The organism is uncultured Halopseudomonas sp. (assembly GCF_963977355.1).
GTDB lineage: Bacteria > Pseudomonadota > Gammaproteobacteria > Pseudomonadales > Pseudomonadaceae > Halopseudomonas.
Map to the genome: position 1 here is coordinate 107,294 of NZ_CAXBOV010000012.1, position 14,453 is coordinate 121,746.

The following is a 14,453-nucleotide window of genomic DNA, read 5'->3' on the forward strand; positions in this document are numbered from 1 at the left end:
TCCCGCGATTGCTGACCAGTCTAAGCAACAGTCTTCTCAAAACCCACAAAGGTGGCTACTTCGCTGACCGTACGACGCTTGGATACTACGGCATTTGCCGGGAACGCGTCGTCCGGATAGCCCATTGCCACGCAGATCAGAATAACCTGATCCTCGGGAATACCCGCATGCTCGCGAACCACCGGCGAGTGCATGATGCCCTGACTGTTCACCACACAGCCCAGACCCCGAGACCAGGCCGCGTTGACCAGACCGTTGACCAGTGCGCCACAATCGAATTGGGCAATATCTCCCTCCTGCAGTACACGGTCGTACGTCACCACGATTGAAACAGGCGCATCGAACTGCCTGAAGCCACGAAGGATCCAGTCCTGACGTTTTTCCTTGTCGTCGCGGGCGATCCCCATCGCCTTGAAAAGCTGCACTGCAATCTCGACTTGCCGATCCCGATGCTCGCCTTCGTAAGCACCGGCGCCACGACTTTCCTTGGACGGCGGCACACCCTTGAGCATCCGCTCGGTATTTTCTGCCCGAATACGATCCAGCGGCTCACCGGTCAGCACATGCAGGTGCCACGGCTGGGTATTCATCGACGATGGCGCACGTGTGGCCAGTTCAATCACATCCTCAAGAACATCACGGGCTACCGCTTCCTGTTTGAAGGCGCGAATACTGCGACGACCCAATACAACATCTTCGTAATTCAAACTGCATCTCCTAAGAAAACTGAATGGGGTACGCTGCTTTTTCCAGGGCAAGCACCCTTCTTAATTCCGACCTTGGCATATCCAACCTCAGGCAGGCGCGCTATTGCGCAAGTGCCAAGCCTCGGCAATATTGCTACTACTCGGCAGGGAATCGGCTGAACTCGGGTAGTTCGTGTATGTGCGGCATCCACCCGATCCGTTCGGCGGTTTGTATTTGCACGCCAGGGGGCAAGGCGTCGGGATTGTCCAGGGTGGCCGTCTGCACATCCACGATGCCCGGGAGAAACTCTTCATTGCGGTAGAACAGGCCACTACCGCAATCACCACAAAAACTGCGCATCGCAGAACCCGATGAGTTGATCGTCTTCGGCTGTCCCAGAGTAACCGTCAAAGCAGCCTCCGGAAACATCGCCCATGCCACCATCGGCGCACCCGCAGCCCGCTGGCAATCACGACAGTGACACAGAGCTACCGTATGGGGAGCTCCGGAAAGCACGTACTGGATTGCACCGCATAAACATTGTCCTGAATGGGACATGGCTAAACTCCTCAGTAGAACCTTGGGTACCCAAACCAAGGCAGCACCCTCAACCCGGGCTAAAAATGTACAGCCGAACATTCAGGTAAATCAATCAATTATGGCGATCGTTGATCCTGCATCGAACACATACTGTCTCCCAGTCCTGAGAAGAAGCCAAAAGCTGGTTCAACAGTACGTTGGAGGAAATATCCAGGCGTCGTCATGGGGCATGAGCGCTAACCACGCTCAGCAAGACACTCATAACCACCCATTTCAAATTCACGACAGATTAAGGGTCGCTTGTCATAAATGCTGCAGAGCATGGTGTCTCGATCCAAAGCAGCGCACCATCCGTCATCCAAGCGAGCCAAGGTCATACCGCCCCACTGATCAAAGACTACATACTTTTCCGGCACCCCTGTGTCCGTAATAAGCATTACCTCCAAACGGCAACAATTCGCCCGGCAGGTTGAGCAAGTCACATCACTGACAGGCAGATTGGTCACTTCAATCATTGGAATCAAAAACCATACAGGGCTTTGAGGTGCTGCATGAAACCTGGCCGATCGGCTGCTGAGTCCATGCGAACCTTCTTGACCTGAGGACGCTCCTCCATCCGTGCGCAATAGGCATCCAGTCCAGGCACCTCTGACAGCGGATCTCTGCCCAGAAACTTTATCCCCACGTTGCGCACAATCGGCAGGTTCAGAATCGCCGCTATATCAGCCAGGGTAAAATGGTCGCCGTAGGCAAACTGTTCAAAGCTCGACAGCTTTGCCAGCGCTATAACGGCTTTATTCAAGCTGCTCTCGACTTCTTTCAACACGACTGGATCAGGCTCGGTACCGAGTAACAGATTCGGAATCAGCCGGCGAGCAACAAGCTCAAAGTAGAGCTCAATGAACTGCGACAACTCCTGCACTTTAGCAACACCGAAGGGTGTGTCGGGTAACAGTGGATGTTGCGGATAGGCTCTCTCGATATAGTCCAAAATCGCACGTGATTCGCTGATGTAGCCTTCGGCTGTTTCAAGGGCCGGCACCTTGCCAAGCGGACTCTTGTCGAGATATTCGGGTTTATACTGTGGACCCACCCCGGTGTAGGACAATACCTCTTCAAACTCAATGCCTTTTTCCAGAAGGGCGAGCTTTGGAACATTGTAGTAATTACTGGCCGAAAAACCGTGCAGTTTGATCATTTCCATTTCCATTGTTTAGGTCAGAACTCAGCATCCAGTACTTGGCGATCCAATGCAAACCGTCTCAACCACCCAGTCTTGAATACCCACACAATAAAAAAGCCCAGGAATTACCCGGGCTCGTGTTACCGCGCGTGATGATCGTACTTAGGCGTCTTGGCCTTAGGTCAGCACGTTGGTGACTTTCACGATGCGCTGGTTGGCGACCTGCGAAATGTGAGTCAGAGCATTCTATACATCGGATTCAGATGAAGAATTTCGGTACATCAACATCAAGGCAATGAGGGCAGGGAGGGACTGCAATACCCCTGGTATATAGGCCCTGGTTGTAAACAATAAAACGACCCCGGCACCAACAGCGAACAAGCACATATAAGCCAAAAGCACATCCCCGCTCTGCTTAAAGCCATTTACTCGCATCCAAAATCCCAAGATGCCGCCGCACGCAACGAATAGATTATAAAATCCCTGATTAACAAATAGCGTCTTTAAAATGAGAGCTTGCTCATATAAACCCACATCCACCGGCACATCCAATCTCTTTAGAGAAAACTCATGCACAGACGGATACATCCATAGAAATACCTCCCCTATGAAAGCAACCAAGTGAAAAAAAATCACGAATACCACTAAAAACCGCAAAAATCTGGACATTCTGTTCTCTTGATCAGATAACGCCGTAGGCAATATCCCAGCCGCAACCTCAGCTTCAGCTCCTTGTAATAAGCTATTCGAAGCTCGTGATTGTGTAGGTTGTCCCTGGCCCATACTGATTCTCAGGATTAAAGGTGAGCACGAGAGTAGCAGGTTGGTTTTCCGCATACTCGCGGTCGCCGCAGGTGTCAGCGTCTACCCAAACCTGTACCTCTTTCCCTTGTGAAACGAATGCCCCATAACAGCCTGCGGCACCCTCATACATCCAAAACGACATTTCACCCGTCAGTTTGACTCGATCATTTGGACCTTCGGGCAAAGAAACTTGGTTGGACTGTGCCGACTCGTCAGGTTCTGGCGCATTGCCATCTGAGCAACCCATGATCGAAATCAAAACAACGAATAGGGTGAAGGTTCGAATCATCTCTTTATCCCCGTGTTGGGCCGCAGCATAGGCGGCCTTGAAGTGAAGGAGCGGCCGCAGAGGAGAGGCATTCGTCATGCCTTCGCATACGGCCATAAGCATAGCGACTATCTGGATAACAAATTCACACAAGCGGGATTGTCGGCAGTCCTTGCCAGTTCAGGAGGGAGTGCTGTCAAGCGAGCTTGGCCAGTGGCTGTCAATATGGCACGGAGTAATTGCGCTGGCAATCTGTGAGCTGGGTGATGCAGTTGCGCGGAACTGTTTGTCTCAGGGGTCGTCTTAATCATGAATCCTTGCGAGGTCAGTATTCATCAGTATCTATTCGCTTAAACCGTTATCTGGGAGTGCCTTTGCAGTGATACACGCTCATGCTTTGAGGCCCAAGCGGCCAATGGGGCCGATTTGAAACGCTCACCATTCAGTGCAATCGCGATCCTGGCCGTGCTGGGTTTGTCTCTCTGCGCGGCATTGAGTCGGAGTTTTTATGTTCAGGATACCTTGGCTATTGCCAACGATTTTCAGGGGGATATCCGCCAGGCTGCAGCAATACTCGAGCGGGAGGTGCTACTCAATCTAGAGGTGCTTTATGCCTTGAAAGCCGCAATCGAGGTTGTGCCTGGAATGGACGCTGAGCGTTTCAAGTCGATCACCGATGGCATACTTGAGCGTTCACCGGCGATCATGGCCTTTGCTTGGGCTCCGGCTATTGAGCGCAGCCGGTTAGCGGATTTTGAACTGGAACAGCAGCGTATTTTCCCGGACTGGCGTATTACCGAAAGGGATGCCGACAACCAGGTTATTCCTGTTGCCGAACGAAGTGTCTATGTCCCGGTGCAGTTTATAGCCCCATTGGAAAAGAATAGACCTGCAATGGGCTTTGACCTGGCCAGTGAAGCCAAGCGCCGTAAAGCGATTGAGGCATCACGCGATACTGGCCGGCTGGTCGCGACTGCTGGCATAAAACTGGTACAGGAGTCTGACAACCAACAGGGCTTCCTGGTGTTTGCACCCCTTTATGAAGGCAAGCCTTCCACCCAGGCACAGCGGCGCGAAGCGCATTATGGCTATATCAACGGTGTTTTTCTTGTTGGTGAACTGACCAACCAAGCAATCGGTGTGAGAAGCAACGCCAGTCTGCTGTTTCAGGTAGTAGATGTTACTGACGCGCAGCCCAATGAACTCTACACCAACGCCGATCCTGCAGCTCCGAGATGGGTAAGCGAGCTGGGTTTTAAAACGCTGCTGGCCGACGTGGCGGGCCGTACCTGGCAAATTCAAGCCATGCCATCACAGGACTATATCGATCGCAGGCGCAGCCACTTGCCAGCATTGATAATGGTGTCCGGTGTTCTGTTTATTGCATTGCTGGTGATATATGCCTTGGTCAACGTCAACCGCAACCGCGCGCTCGTTGCCAGCAAAGACCAATTGGAGAAGATGTCACTCACTGATGGATTAACCCAACTGGCGAACCGTAGGCATTTTGATCAGTTTCTCGAACAGGAGTGGGCTCGGGCCAGGCGACAGACCCGCACGCTCTCACTGGTCATGCTGGATATTGATTACTTCAAACTCTACAACGACCATTATGGGCACCCCGCTGGCGACCAGTGTCTGAAGAAGGTCGCGAACATTCTTCAGGGCGTTGTACGCAGACCGACCGATATGCTGGCCCGCTACGGAGGGGAGGAGTTCGCGATCATTCTGCCCGATACGAACGATGGCGGAATTATCGCCGAAGCCTGTCGAGCTGCCATTGAAAAAGCGGCGATGCAGCACCCGCTTTCGGATGTGAGTAACCGTATAACGATCAGCGCAGGCGTGTGCTCAATAGTGCCGGGGGATAACAATAGCCTGGATGACCTCAAGCAACAGGCAGACGCGGCGCTTTACCGCGCAAAGCATGCTGGTCGCAATACAGTGGAGCTGTGCTGACCTGGAATCCGCTCTCAGACTTTAATACCCCCTCAATTGACATAAAAAACCCCGGCGTTGCGGCCGGGGTTTCTGCTGACGCCTGGCGTATGTTAGACGCCGCTGGCCTCTGCGGACTCAACGTCCTTGATGGACAGTTTGATACGGCCGCGGTTGTCCACGTCCAGTACCAGTACCCGTACCATCTGACCTTCGGTCAGTACGTCAGTGACTTTCTCGATGCGCTGGTTGGCGATCTGCGAAATGTGCACCAGACCATCCTTACCGGGCAGGATGTTGACGAATGCGCCGAAGTCGACGATGCGCTCGACCTTACCTTCATATATCTTGCCGATTTCCGCTTCTGCGGTGATCTCGTCAACGCGTGCCTTGGCAGCATTGGCGGCGTCCTTGGTAGGCGCGAAGATCTTGACCGAACCATCATCGGTGATATCGATGGAAGCGCCGGTTTCTTCACAGATACCGCGAATAGTGGCGCCGCCCTTGCCGATCACGTCACGGATCTTGTCGGAGTCGATCTTCATGCTGATCATGGTCGGTGCGTTGGAAGAAAGCTCCTTGCGCGACGCTGGCAGCACTTCGTTCATCTGCTGAAGGATGTTCATGCGTGCGTCCAGGGCCTGAGCCAGGGCGTTTTCCATGATCTCTTCGGTGATGCCCTTGATCTTGATATCCATCTGCAGCGCAGTGACGCCCTTGGCGGTACCCGCTACCTTGAAGTCCATGTCGCCGAGGTGATCTTCGTCGCCCAGGATATCGGTCAGGATCGCATACTTGTCGCCTTCCTTGACCAGGCCCATGGCGATACCGGCTACGGGAGCAGTCAGCGGCACACCGGCGTCCATCAGGGCCAGTGAAGCACCGCAGACCGAAGCCATGGAGCTGGAGCCGTTGGACTCAGTGATTTCCGACACCACGCGGATGGTGTACGGGAAATCATCCATGTTCGGCATCACGGCTGCAATACTGCGGCGCGCCAGACGGCCGTGGCCGACTTCACGACGACCGGTACCGCCCATACGACCACACTCACCTACCGAGTAGGGAGGGAAGTTGTAGTGCAGCATGAAGGGGTCTTTTTTCTCGCCTTCAAGCGTGTCCAGCAACTGCGCGTCACGGGCAGTACCCAGGGTGGTAACAACCAGTGCCTGAGTTTCACCACGGGTAAACAGTGAGGAGCCGTGGGTGCGATCCAGAACGCCAACTTCGATGTTCAGCGGGCGAACAGTCTTGGTGTCGCGGCCGTCGATTCGCGGGTTGCCGTTAACGATGCTCTCGCGCACAGTGCGGTATTCGATCTCGCCGAAGGCGTCTTTTACTTCGCCAGCAGAAGGCTTGCCTTCTTCGTCGCCGGAGAGCGCTTCAATGGCCTGATTGCGCAGTTCACCCAGGCGGGTATAGCGGGCCATCTTGTCAGTGATGGTGTAACCCTCGGCAATACCGGCGCCGAACTGGCCTTTGACGGCGTCCAGCAGCGCAGTATTTTCCGGAGCTGCCTGCCAGTCCCAACGGGGCTTGCCGGTTTCAGCGGCCAGTTCCTTGATGGCTTCGATAGCGGGCTGGAATTCCATGTGGGCGAAGAGTACGGCGCCCAGCATCTGGTCTTCGGTCAGCTCTTTGGCTTCGGATTCAACCATGAGTACGGCATCTTCAGTACCGGCTACGATCATGTCCAGACGCGAGGTCTTCTGCTCTTCGTAGTTCGGGTTGAGGATGTAACCGTTGTCGGCATCAAAGCCAACGCGCGCGCCGGCGATGGGGCCGTCGAACGGGATGCCGGAAATGGCCAGCGCGGCGGAGGTGCCGATCAGCGCGGCGATATCCGGATCAGTTGTCTTGTCGGTGGAGACCACAGTACAGACAACCTGGACTTCATTCATGAAGCCATCGGCAAACAGCGGACGGATCGGACGGTCGATCAGGCGCGAGGTCAGGGTCTCTTTTTCAGTAGGACGGCCTTCACGCTTGAAGAAACCACCGGGGATACGGCCAGCGGCGTAGGTCTTCTCGATGTAATGCACTGACAGAGGGAAGAAGTCACGGCCTGAGTCGGCTTTCTTGGCTCCGACCACGGTACACAGAACGCTGACTGCATCATCGATGCTGACCAGTACGGCACCAGAAGCCTGGCGGGCAATACGGCCCGTTTCCAGGGTGATGGTGTTATTGCCTAGCTTGAATTGTTTGATAACCGGTTTCACGGTGTCTTCTCTCTCTGTTTTTGCCTTTGGGGAAACTCTGGGCACAACCGGGTTTCGGACCCGATCATGTCCAAATGGGGCTTGTCGCTTAGCGACGCAGACCCAGACTGCTGATCAAGCTGCTGTAACGCGGAATGTCTTTCGACTTCAGGTAATCCAGCAGCTTACGACGCTGGTTTACCATCCGGATCAGACCGCGACGGGAGTGGTGATCCTTCTTGTTTATCTTGAAGTGACCCTGGAGCTTGTTGATGTTTGCAGTCAACAGCGCTACCTGGACTTCAGGAGAACCGGTATCACCTTCGCCACGGGCATATTCAGTTACGATTGCAGCTTTCTCTTCGACGCTCAGTGCCATGATAGCTTTCCTCTGAGTGAACAGGCCGGGCACATCTCTTGGAGTGACCCGTGTTTTAAATCGAGGTATGACCGTGCCTGTTAACAGCCACCCTCGTTGTGACCCTGATGGGTCAACTTCTTTGCTGCCGGCTTGGCGTGTTGGGCCAAGCAAGCATCGATTGCTTACGATCTACTACTTCGTCATTCCCGCAAAGGCGGGAATACATTGTCTATCGAATACATTGTCTACCCGTTGAAGCGCATCAGCCGCTTCGGTGCTACACGGGCATCGTCGGTAATCTCGCCGATACCGATAAACTGGCCGGTGTGGTCGCGCAACCGCACCTTGCCGAATGACGGACTGCCCGGAACCATAACCGCCTGGCCATGATTCAGGTAATAAGCCGTTTGTTCTGTCAGCTCCACCTCTGGCCAATCTTCCAGACCACTGTCGCTGGGAAGCAACAGGTGGTCCAGTGCCAGATGACCGCCCTCGGCATGCAGCGCTTCGAGGGTTTCCAGGGTCACGGACTGGCTCAGATCGAAGGGCCCGGCCTGGGTGCGTCGCAGTTCGGATACATGCGCACCGCAGCCCAATGCTTCAGCCAGATCCTCGACCAGCGTGCGAATATAGGTGCCTTTGGTACAGTGCACCTCAAGCCGCAGACGGTCGCCTTCCAAGCTCAAAATCTTAAACTTGCTGATGGTAACAGATCGCGCCTTGCGCTCCACTGTTTCCCCTGCTCGGGCCAGCTTGTACAGGGGTTGGCCCTCGTGCTTGAGAGCGGAATACATCGGCGGGATCTGTTCGATAGGACCGGTGAACTGCGCAAGCAATGCTTCAACGTCGGCAAGGGTGACATTCACCGGACGCGTTTGCAGCACATCACCTTCTGCATCGCCAGTGGTGGTGGTCATACCCAGACGCGCCTCGGTGATGTAGGCCTTGTCTGCATCGAGCAAATACTGGGAAAACTTGGTGGCCTCGCCCAGGCACAGGGGCAATACGCCGCTGGCAAGCGGGTCCAGACTGCCGGTATGACCGCCCTTGGCGGCGTTGAACAACCAGCGCACCTTTTGCAAGGCAGCGTTGGAGCTCATCCCCAGCGGCTTGTCAAAAATCAGTACACCGTCGATATCCCGGCGCTTGATGCGTGGTGCCGACAAAAGCCTACTCCTCGCCGTCCGGTTTATGCTCGCGATCTTCCGCAACAGCACGCTCGATCAGCGATGACAGATGCACACCACGACGTACACTCTCGTCATAGTGGAAGTGCAATTGCGGAACACTGCGCAGCTTCATGACCTTGCCCAACTGCATACGCAGAAAGCCGGCAACGTTCTTGAGAATCGCGAGGTTCTCGGCGATCTCTTCGTCGCTGTCCTTGTTCATCAGTGTGATATAGACCTTGGCATGCGCCAGGTCACGGCTCACATCGACCGCAGTAATGGTGATCATCCCAAGGCGCGGGTCGCGGATTTCGCGCTGAATCAACAACGCCAGCTCGCGCTGCATCTGGTCAGCTACGCGGTGGGTACGACTATTTTCATTCGCCATAAAATCTGTCTCTGGCTGCCCGCAGGCGGCCTAAAAAAGCGGAACATCGCAAACGTGAACGGCAAGCACCCGGATCAGCTTGCGCTGAGCCCGATGCCTGCCGTGTATCACTGCCTGCAGCTATTACAGGCTGCGTTGTACCTGGATACGCTCGAATACTTCGATGCGATCACCGGGCTTGACGTCATTGTAGTTCTTCACGCCGATACCGCACTCCATGCCGTTACGCACTTCGCCGATGTCATCCTTGAAGCGACGCAGGGATTCCAGCTCGCCTTCGTAGATAACCACGTCTTCGCGCAGTACACGGATCGGACGGTTACGGTACACAGTACCTTCAATAACCATACAACCGGCAATTGCGCCGAACTTGGGAGAACGGAACACGTCACGCACTTCAGCTACACCAAGGATCTGCTCGCGAACGTCGCTGCCCAGCATACCGCCAAGGGCTTTCTTGACGTCGTCGATGATCTCGTAAATAACGCTGTAGTAGCGCAGATCGATGCTCTCGGATTCGACGATCTTGCGTGCCGTAGCATCGGCACGCACGTTGAAGCCGAAGATCACGGCATTGGATGCCAGTGCCAGGTTGGCGTCGGTTTCGGTAATACCGCCCACGCCGCCGGAGATGATCTTGACCTGAACTTCGTCGTTACCCAGCTCGCTGAGTGAACCCTGCAGGGCTTCCAGCGAACCACGTACGTCGGATTTGAGTACGATGTTGAGCGTCTTCTTCTCATCCTGACCCATGTTCTCGAACATGTTTTCAAGCTTGGAAGACTGCTGGCGGGCCAGCTTGATCTCGCGGAACTTGCCCTGACGGAACAAGGCAACTTCACGCGCCTTCTTCTCGTCGGTAACCACGGTCAGCTCGTCACCGGCATCCGGGGTGCCATCAAGGCCGAGGATCTCGACCGGAATAGACGGACCAGCTTCCTTGATCGACTTGCCGTTTTCGTCATACATCGCACGAACACGGCCGTAGTTAACGCCTGCCAACACGATGTCACCCTGACGCAGCGTACCGTTCTGTACCAGAACCGTGGCAACCGGGCCACGACCCTTGTCCAGACGGGACTCGACGACAACACCACGGCCCGGGGCCGATGGCTGCGCTTGCAGTTCAAGTACTTCAGCCTGGAGCAATACGGCTTCTAGCAGCTCATCAATACCCGTGCCCTCTTTGGCAGACACGTGCATGAACATGGTATCGCCGCCCCATTCTTCCGGGATAACGTCCAATGCTGCCAGGGCGTTCTTGATGCGATCCGGATCGGCGTCTTCCTTGTCGATCTTGTTCACAGCAACGACCAGCGGCACACCGGCGGCCTTGGCGTGAGCCACGGCTTCTTCGGTCTGCGGCATAACGCCGTCGTCAGCTGCCACAACCAGGATCACGATATCCGTGGCCTTGGCACCACGAGCACGCATTGCGGTAAACGCGGCGTGACCGGGTGTATCGAGGAAGGTAACCATGCCGCGTTCGGTTTCAACGTGGTAGGCACCGATGTGCTGGGTAATACCACCCGCTTCACCGGACGCTACCTTGGCACGACGAATGTAGTCGAGCAGCGATGTCTTACCGTGGTCAACGTGACCCATGACGGTAACGACTGGGGCCCGATTGACCATTTCGCCTTCATGCGACTGGGACTCGGAAACCAAGGCGTCTTCCAGATCGCTATCACTGATCTGCTTGACCTTGTGGCCCATGTCTTCGGCAATGATGCTGGCAGTGTCCTGATCCAGCACCTGGTTGATGGTAACCATGTTGCCGGCTTTGAACATGTACTTGATGACTTCGGCCGCTTTGATCGACATCTTCTGGGCCAGTTCGGCCACTGTGATGGTCTCGCCTATTACCACTTCTCGCACTATTGGTCCTGTCGGCTTCTCGAAGCCGTGTACATTGCGTTTCTTGTTCGCCTTGAGCTTGCCACCACCGCCACGACGGCGAGCGCCGCCATCATCGTCATCGCTGACGCGGGGTGCATTACGACCCTTGGCACTGTTACCACCGGCACGCTTGCGGCTGCGCTCTTCCTCTTCCTCGGCGCGGGTCGGCTTGCGATGCGCGTCCTTTTTCTTGGAATGGTCGGGCTTGTCTGCCGGCGGCGCGATGACCACAGGGGCGGCTGGCGGCTCAGGGGCTGCAACCGGCGCTTCAGGTTCGACCTTGGCAGGCTCGGCTGGAGCAGCTGCGGGCTGTTCTGCAGGGGCTGCCGCTTCTGGCGCCTTGGCAGCAGCTTCAGCTGCGACTCGGGCTTCCTCTTCCGCCTTGCGCTTCGCTTCAGCGGCTACCGCGGCAACGCGGGCTTCTTCGGCGGCACGCAGCTCATCAGCTTCACGCTGACGTTCAGCTTCCAGATCCACCGGATCGCGCTTCACGTAAGTCTTTTTCTTGCGCACTTCAACGTTGACCGTTTTGCTGCCAGCCACCCGCAGTGTGCTCACCGTCTTGCGCTTGAGTGTAATCTTGCGCGGCTCACCGGCAGACTCTCCACCATGGGAGTTCTTGAGGTAGGCCAACAACGCTTGCTTTTCCTCATCGCTCACGCGCTGATCCGCGCTGGTTTGAGGCAAACCGGCTTCCTGCATCTGCTGTAGCAGGCGCTCCAGGGGGGTTCCCACTACCTGGGCCAACTCTTTGACCGTTACTTCCGCCATTCAATTCTCTCCTCAGTCGGGTCCCTGCTTACGAGCAGGATAAAAGTACTAACCGACCGGTTATGCAAACCAGGGTGCCCGTGCGGCCATGATCAAGGCACCGGCACGTTCTTCGTCAATACTTTCGATCTCCAGCAGTTCGTCGATGGACTGTTCTGCCAGATCTTCCATGGTGATGATGCCTTTTGCGGCCAGGTGGAACGCCAATGAGCGATCCATACCTTCCATGTTCAACAGATCTTCTGCGGGCTGTACCTCGTCCAGCTTTTCTTCACTGGCAAGTGCCTTGGTCAGCAGCAGATCCTTGGCCCGCGACCGCAGCTCGGTGACGATATCTTCGTCAAAGCCGTCGATCGCCAGCATCTCCTCCATGGGTACGTAGGCAATCTCCTCAAGGGAGGTAAAGCCTTCTTCTACCAGGAGTTGCGCCAGATCGTCATCGATATCCAGCTCGTCGACGAAGGTACGCAGGATATCGCCAGTCTCGGCTTCCTGCTTGGCACGGATGTCTTCTTCGGTCATCACGTTCAGGGTCCAGCCCGTCAGCATGCTGGCCAACCGAACGTTCTGACCGCTGCGACCAATCGCCTGGGCGAGGTTATCCTCGGCCACTGCGATGTCGATAGTGTGCGCATCTTCATCCAGAATGATCGATGCCACTTCAGCCGGGGCCATGGCATTGATCACAAACTGGGCGAAGTTGTCGTCCCAGAGCACGATGTCGACGCGCTCGCCACCCAGCTCACCGGATACGGCCTGAACGCGTGAACCGCGCATACCGATACAGGCGCCCTGGGGATCAATACGCTTGTCCTTGGACCGAACGGCGATCTTGGCCCGCGAGCCCGGATCACGAGCAGCGCCCATGACTTCAATAAGCTCTTCGGCGATCTCGGGCACTTCGATACGGAATAGCTCGATGATCATTTCCGGACAGCTGCGCGACAATACCAACTGAGGACCGCGGTTCTCTGTACGGATGTCCTTCAGCAAGGCGCGGATGCGTGTACCTGTACGAAAGGTCTCACGCGGAATCATTTCCTCGCGCGGCAATACCGCTTCCGCATTGTTACCCAGGTCCACGATAACGCTATCGCGTGTCACTTTCTTGACCGTGCCACTGATGATCTCGCCCAAGCGATCCCGGTAGGCGTCGACAACCTGAGCACGCTCGGCCTCGCGAACCTTCTGCACGATGACCTGCTTGGCGATCTGCGCGGCAATACGACCAAATTCAACCGACTCGATCTTGTCTTCGATCACGTCACCGAACTTGACCTCGGGATCACGCTCCTGCCCCTGATCCAGGGTCAGTTGCATGCCAGGCTCTTCGAAATCCTCATCGGCGACCACAGTCCAGCGCATGAAGGTCTCGTAGCTGCCGGTGTGACGGTCAATAGCCACGCGAACATCCACTTCGTCTTCATAACGCTTCTTTGTAGCTGTTGCCAATGCCAGTTCCAATGCTTCGAAAATCACACCGGGCGGTACGCCCTTCTCATTGGAAACGGATTCCACAACCAGCAGCACTTCTTTGCTCATCGTATGCCTCGCCTAACGCCATCCATTGGGGCCACTAGAGCCCGAAATAATGCTCAAAACCGCGGAATGATATTGCTCTTGTCGATTGTGTCGATCGGCAGCAGGTACTCATGCTCTTCTACCTGCAAAATGACCTCATCACCCTCGACTCCACGGATGACACCTTGAAAATTCCGCCGTCCCTCGTAGGGTACGCGCAACTTGATCTTGGCCTGTTCTCCGACATGACTGGCGAACTGCTCAAGTGTAAACAACGGTCGGTCCATGCCTGGCGAGGAGACTTCGAGGGTGTAATCACCCGAGATCGGATCCTCGACATCCAGAACCGCACTCACTTGCCGACTGACCGCCGCGCATGCCTCGACGCTAACTCCCTCGGGATGGTCGATATAAACGCGCAACAGACTGTGTCGTCCCTGGGACAGATATTCCACTCCCCAACAACGATAGCCCAAAGCTTCGACAATCGGGACCGCAATGGCCTCCAACTCAGTCACTTTGCCGGACAAATTAACCGCCTCGCTTTCTTGAAAATAAACAATCTGAAAAACATGCACCAATAAAAAATGGGCATTAAAGCCCATCCCGTATCACACCGCCTGAGCGAACAGGACAGCTAATAAAAAGCCCCTGAAAAGGGGCCTTGAAACTGGTTGCGGGGGCAGGATTTGAACCTACGACCTTCGGGTTATGAGCCCGACG

14 protein-coding genes are annotated in these 14,453 nt (G+C 55.4%); 1 reads left to right on the plus strand and 13 read right to left on the minus strand.

What is annotated here, in order from left to right; all coding sequences use genetic code 11:
• Nucleotides 1–20: 20 nt before the first annotated feature.
• From AAC076_RS08620 to AAC076_RS08645, 6 genes are all read right to left on the minus strand, one after another.
• On the minus strand, nt 21–707 hold the full coding sequence (locus AAC076_RS08620) for a nitroreductase (RefSeq protein WP_339844479.1): 687 nt from the start codon (nt 705–707) through the stop codon (nt 21–23).
• Between the two features lie 136 nt (nt 708–843).
• A complete protein-coding gene (locus AAC076_RS08625; RefSeq protein ID WP_339844480.1) occupies nt 844–1,245 on the minus strand; it encodes a GFA family protein in 402 nt (133 codons plus the stop codon).
• Nucleotides 1,246–1,463: 218 nt separating this feature from the next.
• Nucleotides 1,464–1,742 (minus strand): YkgJ family cysteine cluster protein, encoded by a 279-nt coding sequence (locus AAC076_RS08630; protein WP_339844481.1) that lies wholly within the window; start codon nt 1,740–1,742, stop codon nt 1,464–1,466.
• A gap of 5 nt (nt 1,743–1,747) precedes the next feature.
• Nucleotides 1,748–2,425: a glutathione S-transferase family protein gene (locus AAC076_RS08635; RefSeq protein WP_339844483.1), complete on the minus strand. Its 678-nt coding sequence runs from the start codon at nt 2,423–2,425 to the stop codon at nt 1,748–1,750.
• Between the two features lie 231 nt (nt 2,426–2,656).
• Complete coding sequence (locus tag AAC076_RS08640) at nt 2,657–3,079, minus strand: DUF1304 family protein (RefSeq protein ID WP_339844486.1); 423 nt, start codon at nt 3,077–3,079, stop codon at nt 2,657–2,659.
• Nucleotides 3,080–3,152: 73 nt separating this feature from the next.
• A complete protein-coding gene (locus AAC076_RS08645) occupies nt 3,153–3,605 on the minus strand; it encodes a hypothetical protein (protein ID WP_339844490.1) in 453 nt (150 codons plus the stop codon).
• 303 nt (nt 3,606–3,908) lie between these two features.
• Between AAC076_RS08645 and AAC076_RS08650 the strand changes: the two genes are divergently transcribed.
• Nucleotides 3,909–5,441: a diguanylate cyclase gene (locus AAC076_RS08650; RefSeq protein ID WP_339844492.1), complete on the plus strand. Its 1,533-nt coding sequence runs from the start codon at nt 3,909–3,911 to the stop codon at nt 5,439–5,441.
• A gap of 92 nt (nt 5,442–5,533) precedes the next feature.
• Here AAC076_RS08650 and pnp read toward each other — a convergent pair whose 3' ends face one another.
• The 7 genes from pnp to rimP all read right to left on the minus strand — a co-directional run bounded on the left by pnp (nt 5,534) and on the right by rimP (nt 14,260).
• Entirely contained in the window at nt 5,534–7,642 is a 2,109-nt protein-coding gene (gene pnp, locus AAC076_RS08655; RefSeq protein ID WP_339844494.1) for a polyribonucleotide nucleotidyltransferase, read from the minus strand.
• An 88-nt stretch (nt 7,643–7,730) separates the two neighbouring features.
• Nucleotides 7,731–8,000 carry a 30S ribosomal protein S15 gene (gene rpsO / locus AAC076_RS08660; RefSeq protein WP_339844495.1) on the minus strand — a complete coding sequence of 90 codons (270 nt, stop codon included), beginning with the start codon at nt 7,998–8,000 and terminating at the stop codon, nt 7,731–7,733.
• 227 nt (nt 8,001–8,227) lie between these two features.
• Nucleotides 8,228–9,148, minus strand: coding sequence for a tRNA pseudouridine(55) synthase TruB (truB, locus tag AAC076_RS08665; RefSeq protein ID WP_339844496.1), 921 nt, complete (start codon nt 9,146–9,148; stop codon nt 8,228–8,230).
• A 4-nt stretch (nt 9,149–9,152) separates the two neighbouring features.
• The gene (gene rbfA / locus AAC076_RS08670; protein WP_335607637.1) at nt 9,153–9,539 is read right to left on the minus strand and encodes a 30S ribosome-binding factor RbfA; all 387 of its coding nucleotides are present in this window, start codon (nt 9,537–9,539) and stop codon (nt 9,153–9,155) included.
• A gap of 123 nt (nt 9,540–9,662) precedes the next feature.
• Nucleotides 9,663–12,209 carry a translation initiation factor IF-2 gene (infB, locus tag AAC076_RS08675; RefSeq protein ID WP_339844498.1) on the minus strand — a complete coding sequence of 849 codons (2,547 nt, stop codon included), beginning with the start codon at nt 12,207–12,209 and terminating at the stop codon, nt 9,663–9,665.
• Nucleotides 12,210–12,269: 60 nt separating this feature from the next.
• A complete protein-coding gene (gene nusA, locus AAC076_RS08680; protein ID WP_339844501.1) occupies nt 12,270–13,751 on the minus strand; it encodes a transcription termination factor NusA in 1,482 nt (493 codons plus the stop codon).
• Nucleotides 13,752–13,804: 53 nt separating this feature from the next.
• The gene (gene rimP / locus AAC076_RS08685; protein ID WP_150278775.1) at nt 13,805–14,260 is read right to left on the minus strand and encodes a ribosome maturation factor RimP; all 456 of its coding nucleotides are present in this window, start codon (nt 14,258–14,260) and stop codon (nt 13,805–13,807) included.
• Nucleotides 14,261–14,453 lie beyond the last annotated feature (193 nt).

What these genes read in the sequence shown, in the direction of transcription:
- AAC076_RS08625 (WP_339844480.1), bottom strand. Translation starts at nt 1,245, where the DNA reads ATGTCCCATTCAGGACAATGTTTATGCGGTGCAATCCAGTACGTGCTT.
- AAC076_RS08630 (WP_339844481.1), bottom strand. Translation starts at nt 1,742, where the DNA reads ATGATTGAAGTGACCAATCTGCCTGTCAGTGATGTGACTTGCTCAACC.
- AAC076_RS08635 (WP_339844483.1), bottom strand. Translation starts at nt 2,425, where the DNA reads ATGATCAAACTGCACGGTTTTTCGGCCAGTAATTACTACAATGTTCCA.
- AAC076_RS08640 (WP_339844486.1), bottom strand. Translation starts at nt 3,079, where the DNA reads ATGTCCAGATTTTTGCGGTTTTTAGTGGTATTCGTGATTTTTTTTCAC.
- AAC076_RS08645 (WP_339844490.1), bottom strand. Translation starts at nt 3,605, where the DNA reads ATGCTTATGGCCGTATGCGAAGGCATGACGAATGCCTCTCCTCTGCGG.
- rpsO (WP_339844495.1), bottom strand. Translation starts at nt 8,000, where the DNA reads ATGGCACTGAGCGTCGAAGAGAAAGCTGCAATCGTAACTGAATATGCC.
- rbfA (WP_335607637.1), bottom strand. Translation starts at nt 9,539, where the DNA reads ATGGCGAATGAAAATAGTCGTACCCACCGCGTAGCTGACCAGATGCAG.
- infB (WP_339844498.1), bottom strand. Translation starts at nt 12,209, where the DNA reads ATGGCGGAAGTAACGGTCAAAGAGTTGGCCCAGGTAGTGGGAACCCCC.
- nusA (WP_339844501.1), bottom strand. Translation starts at nt 13,751, where the DNA reads ATGAGCAAAGAAGTGCTGCTGGTTGTGGAATCCGTTTCCAATGAGAAG.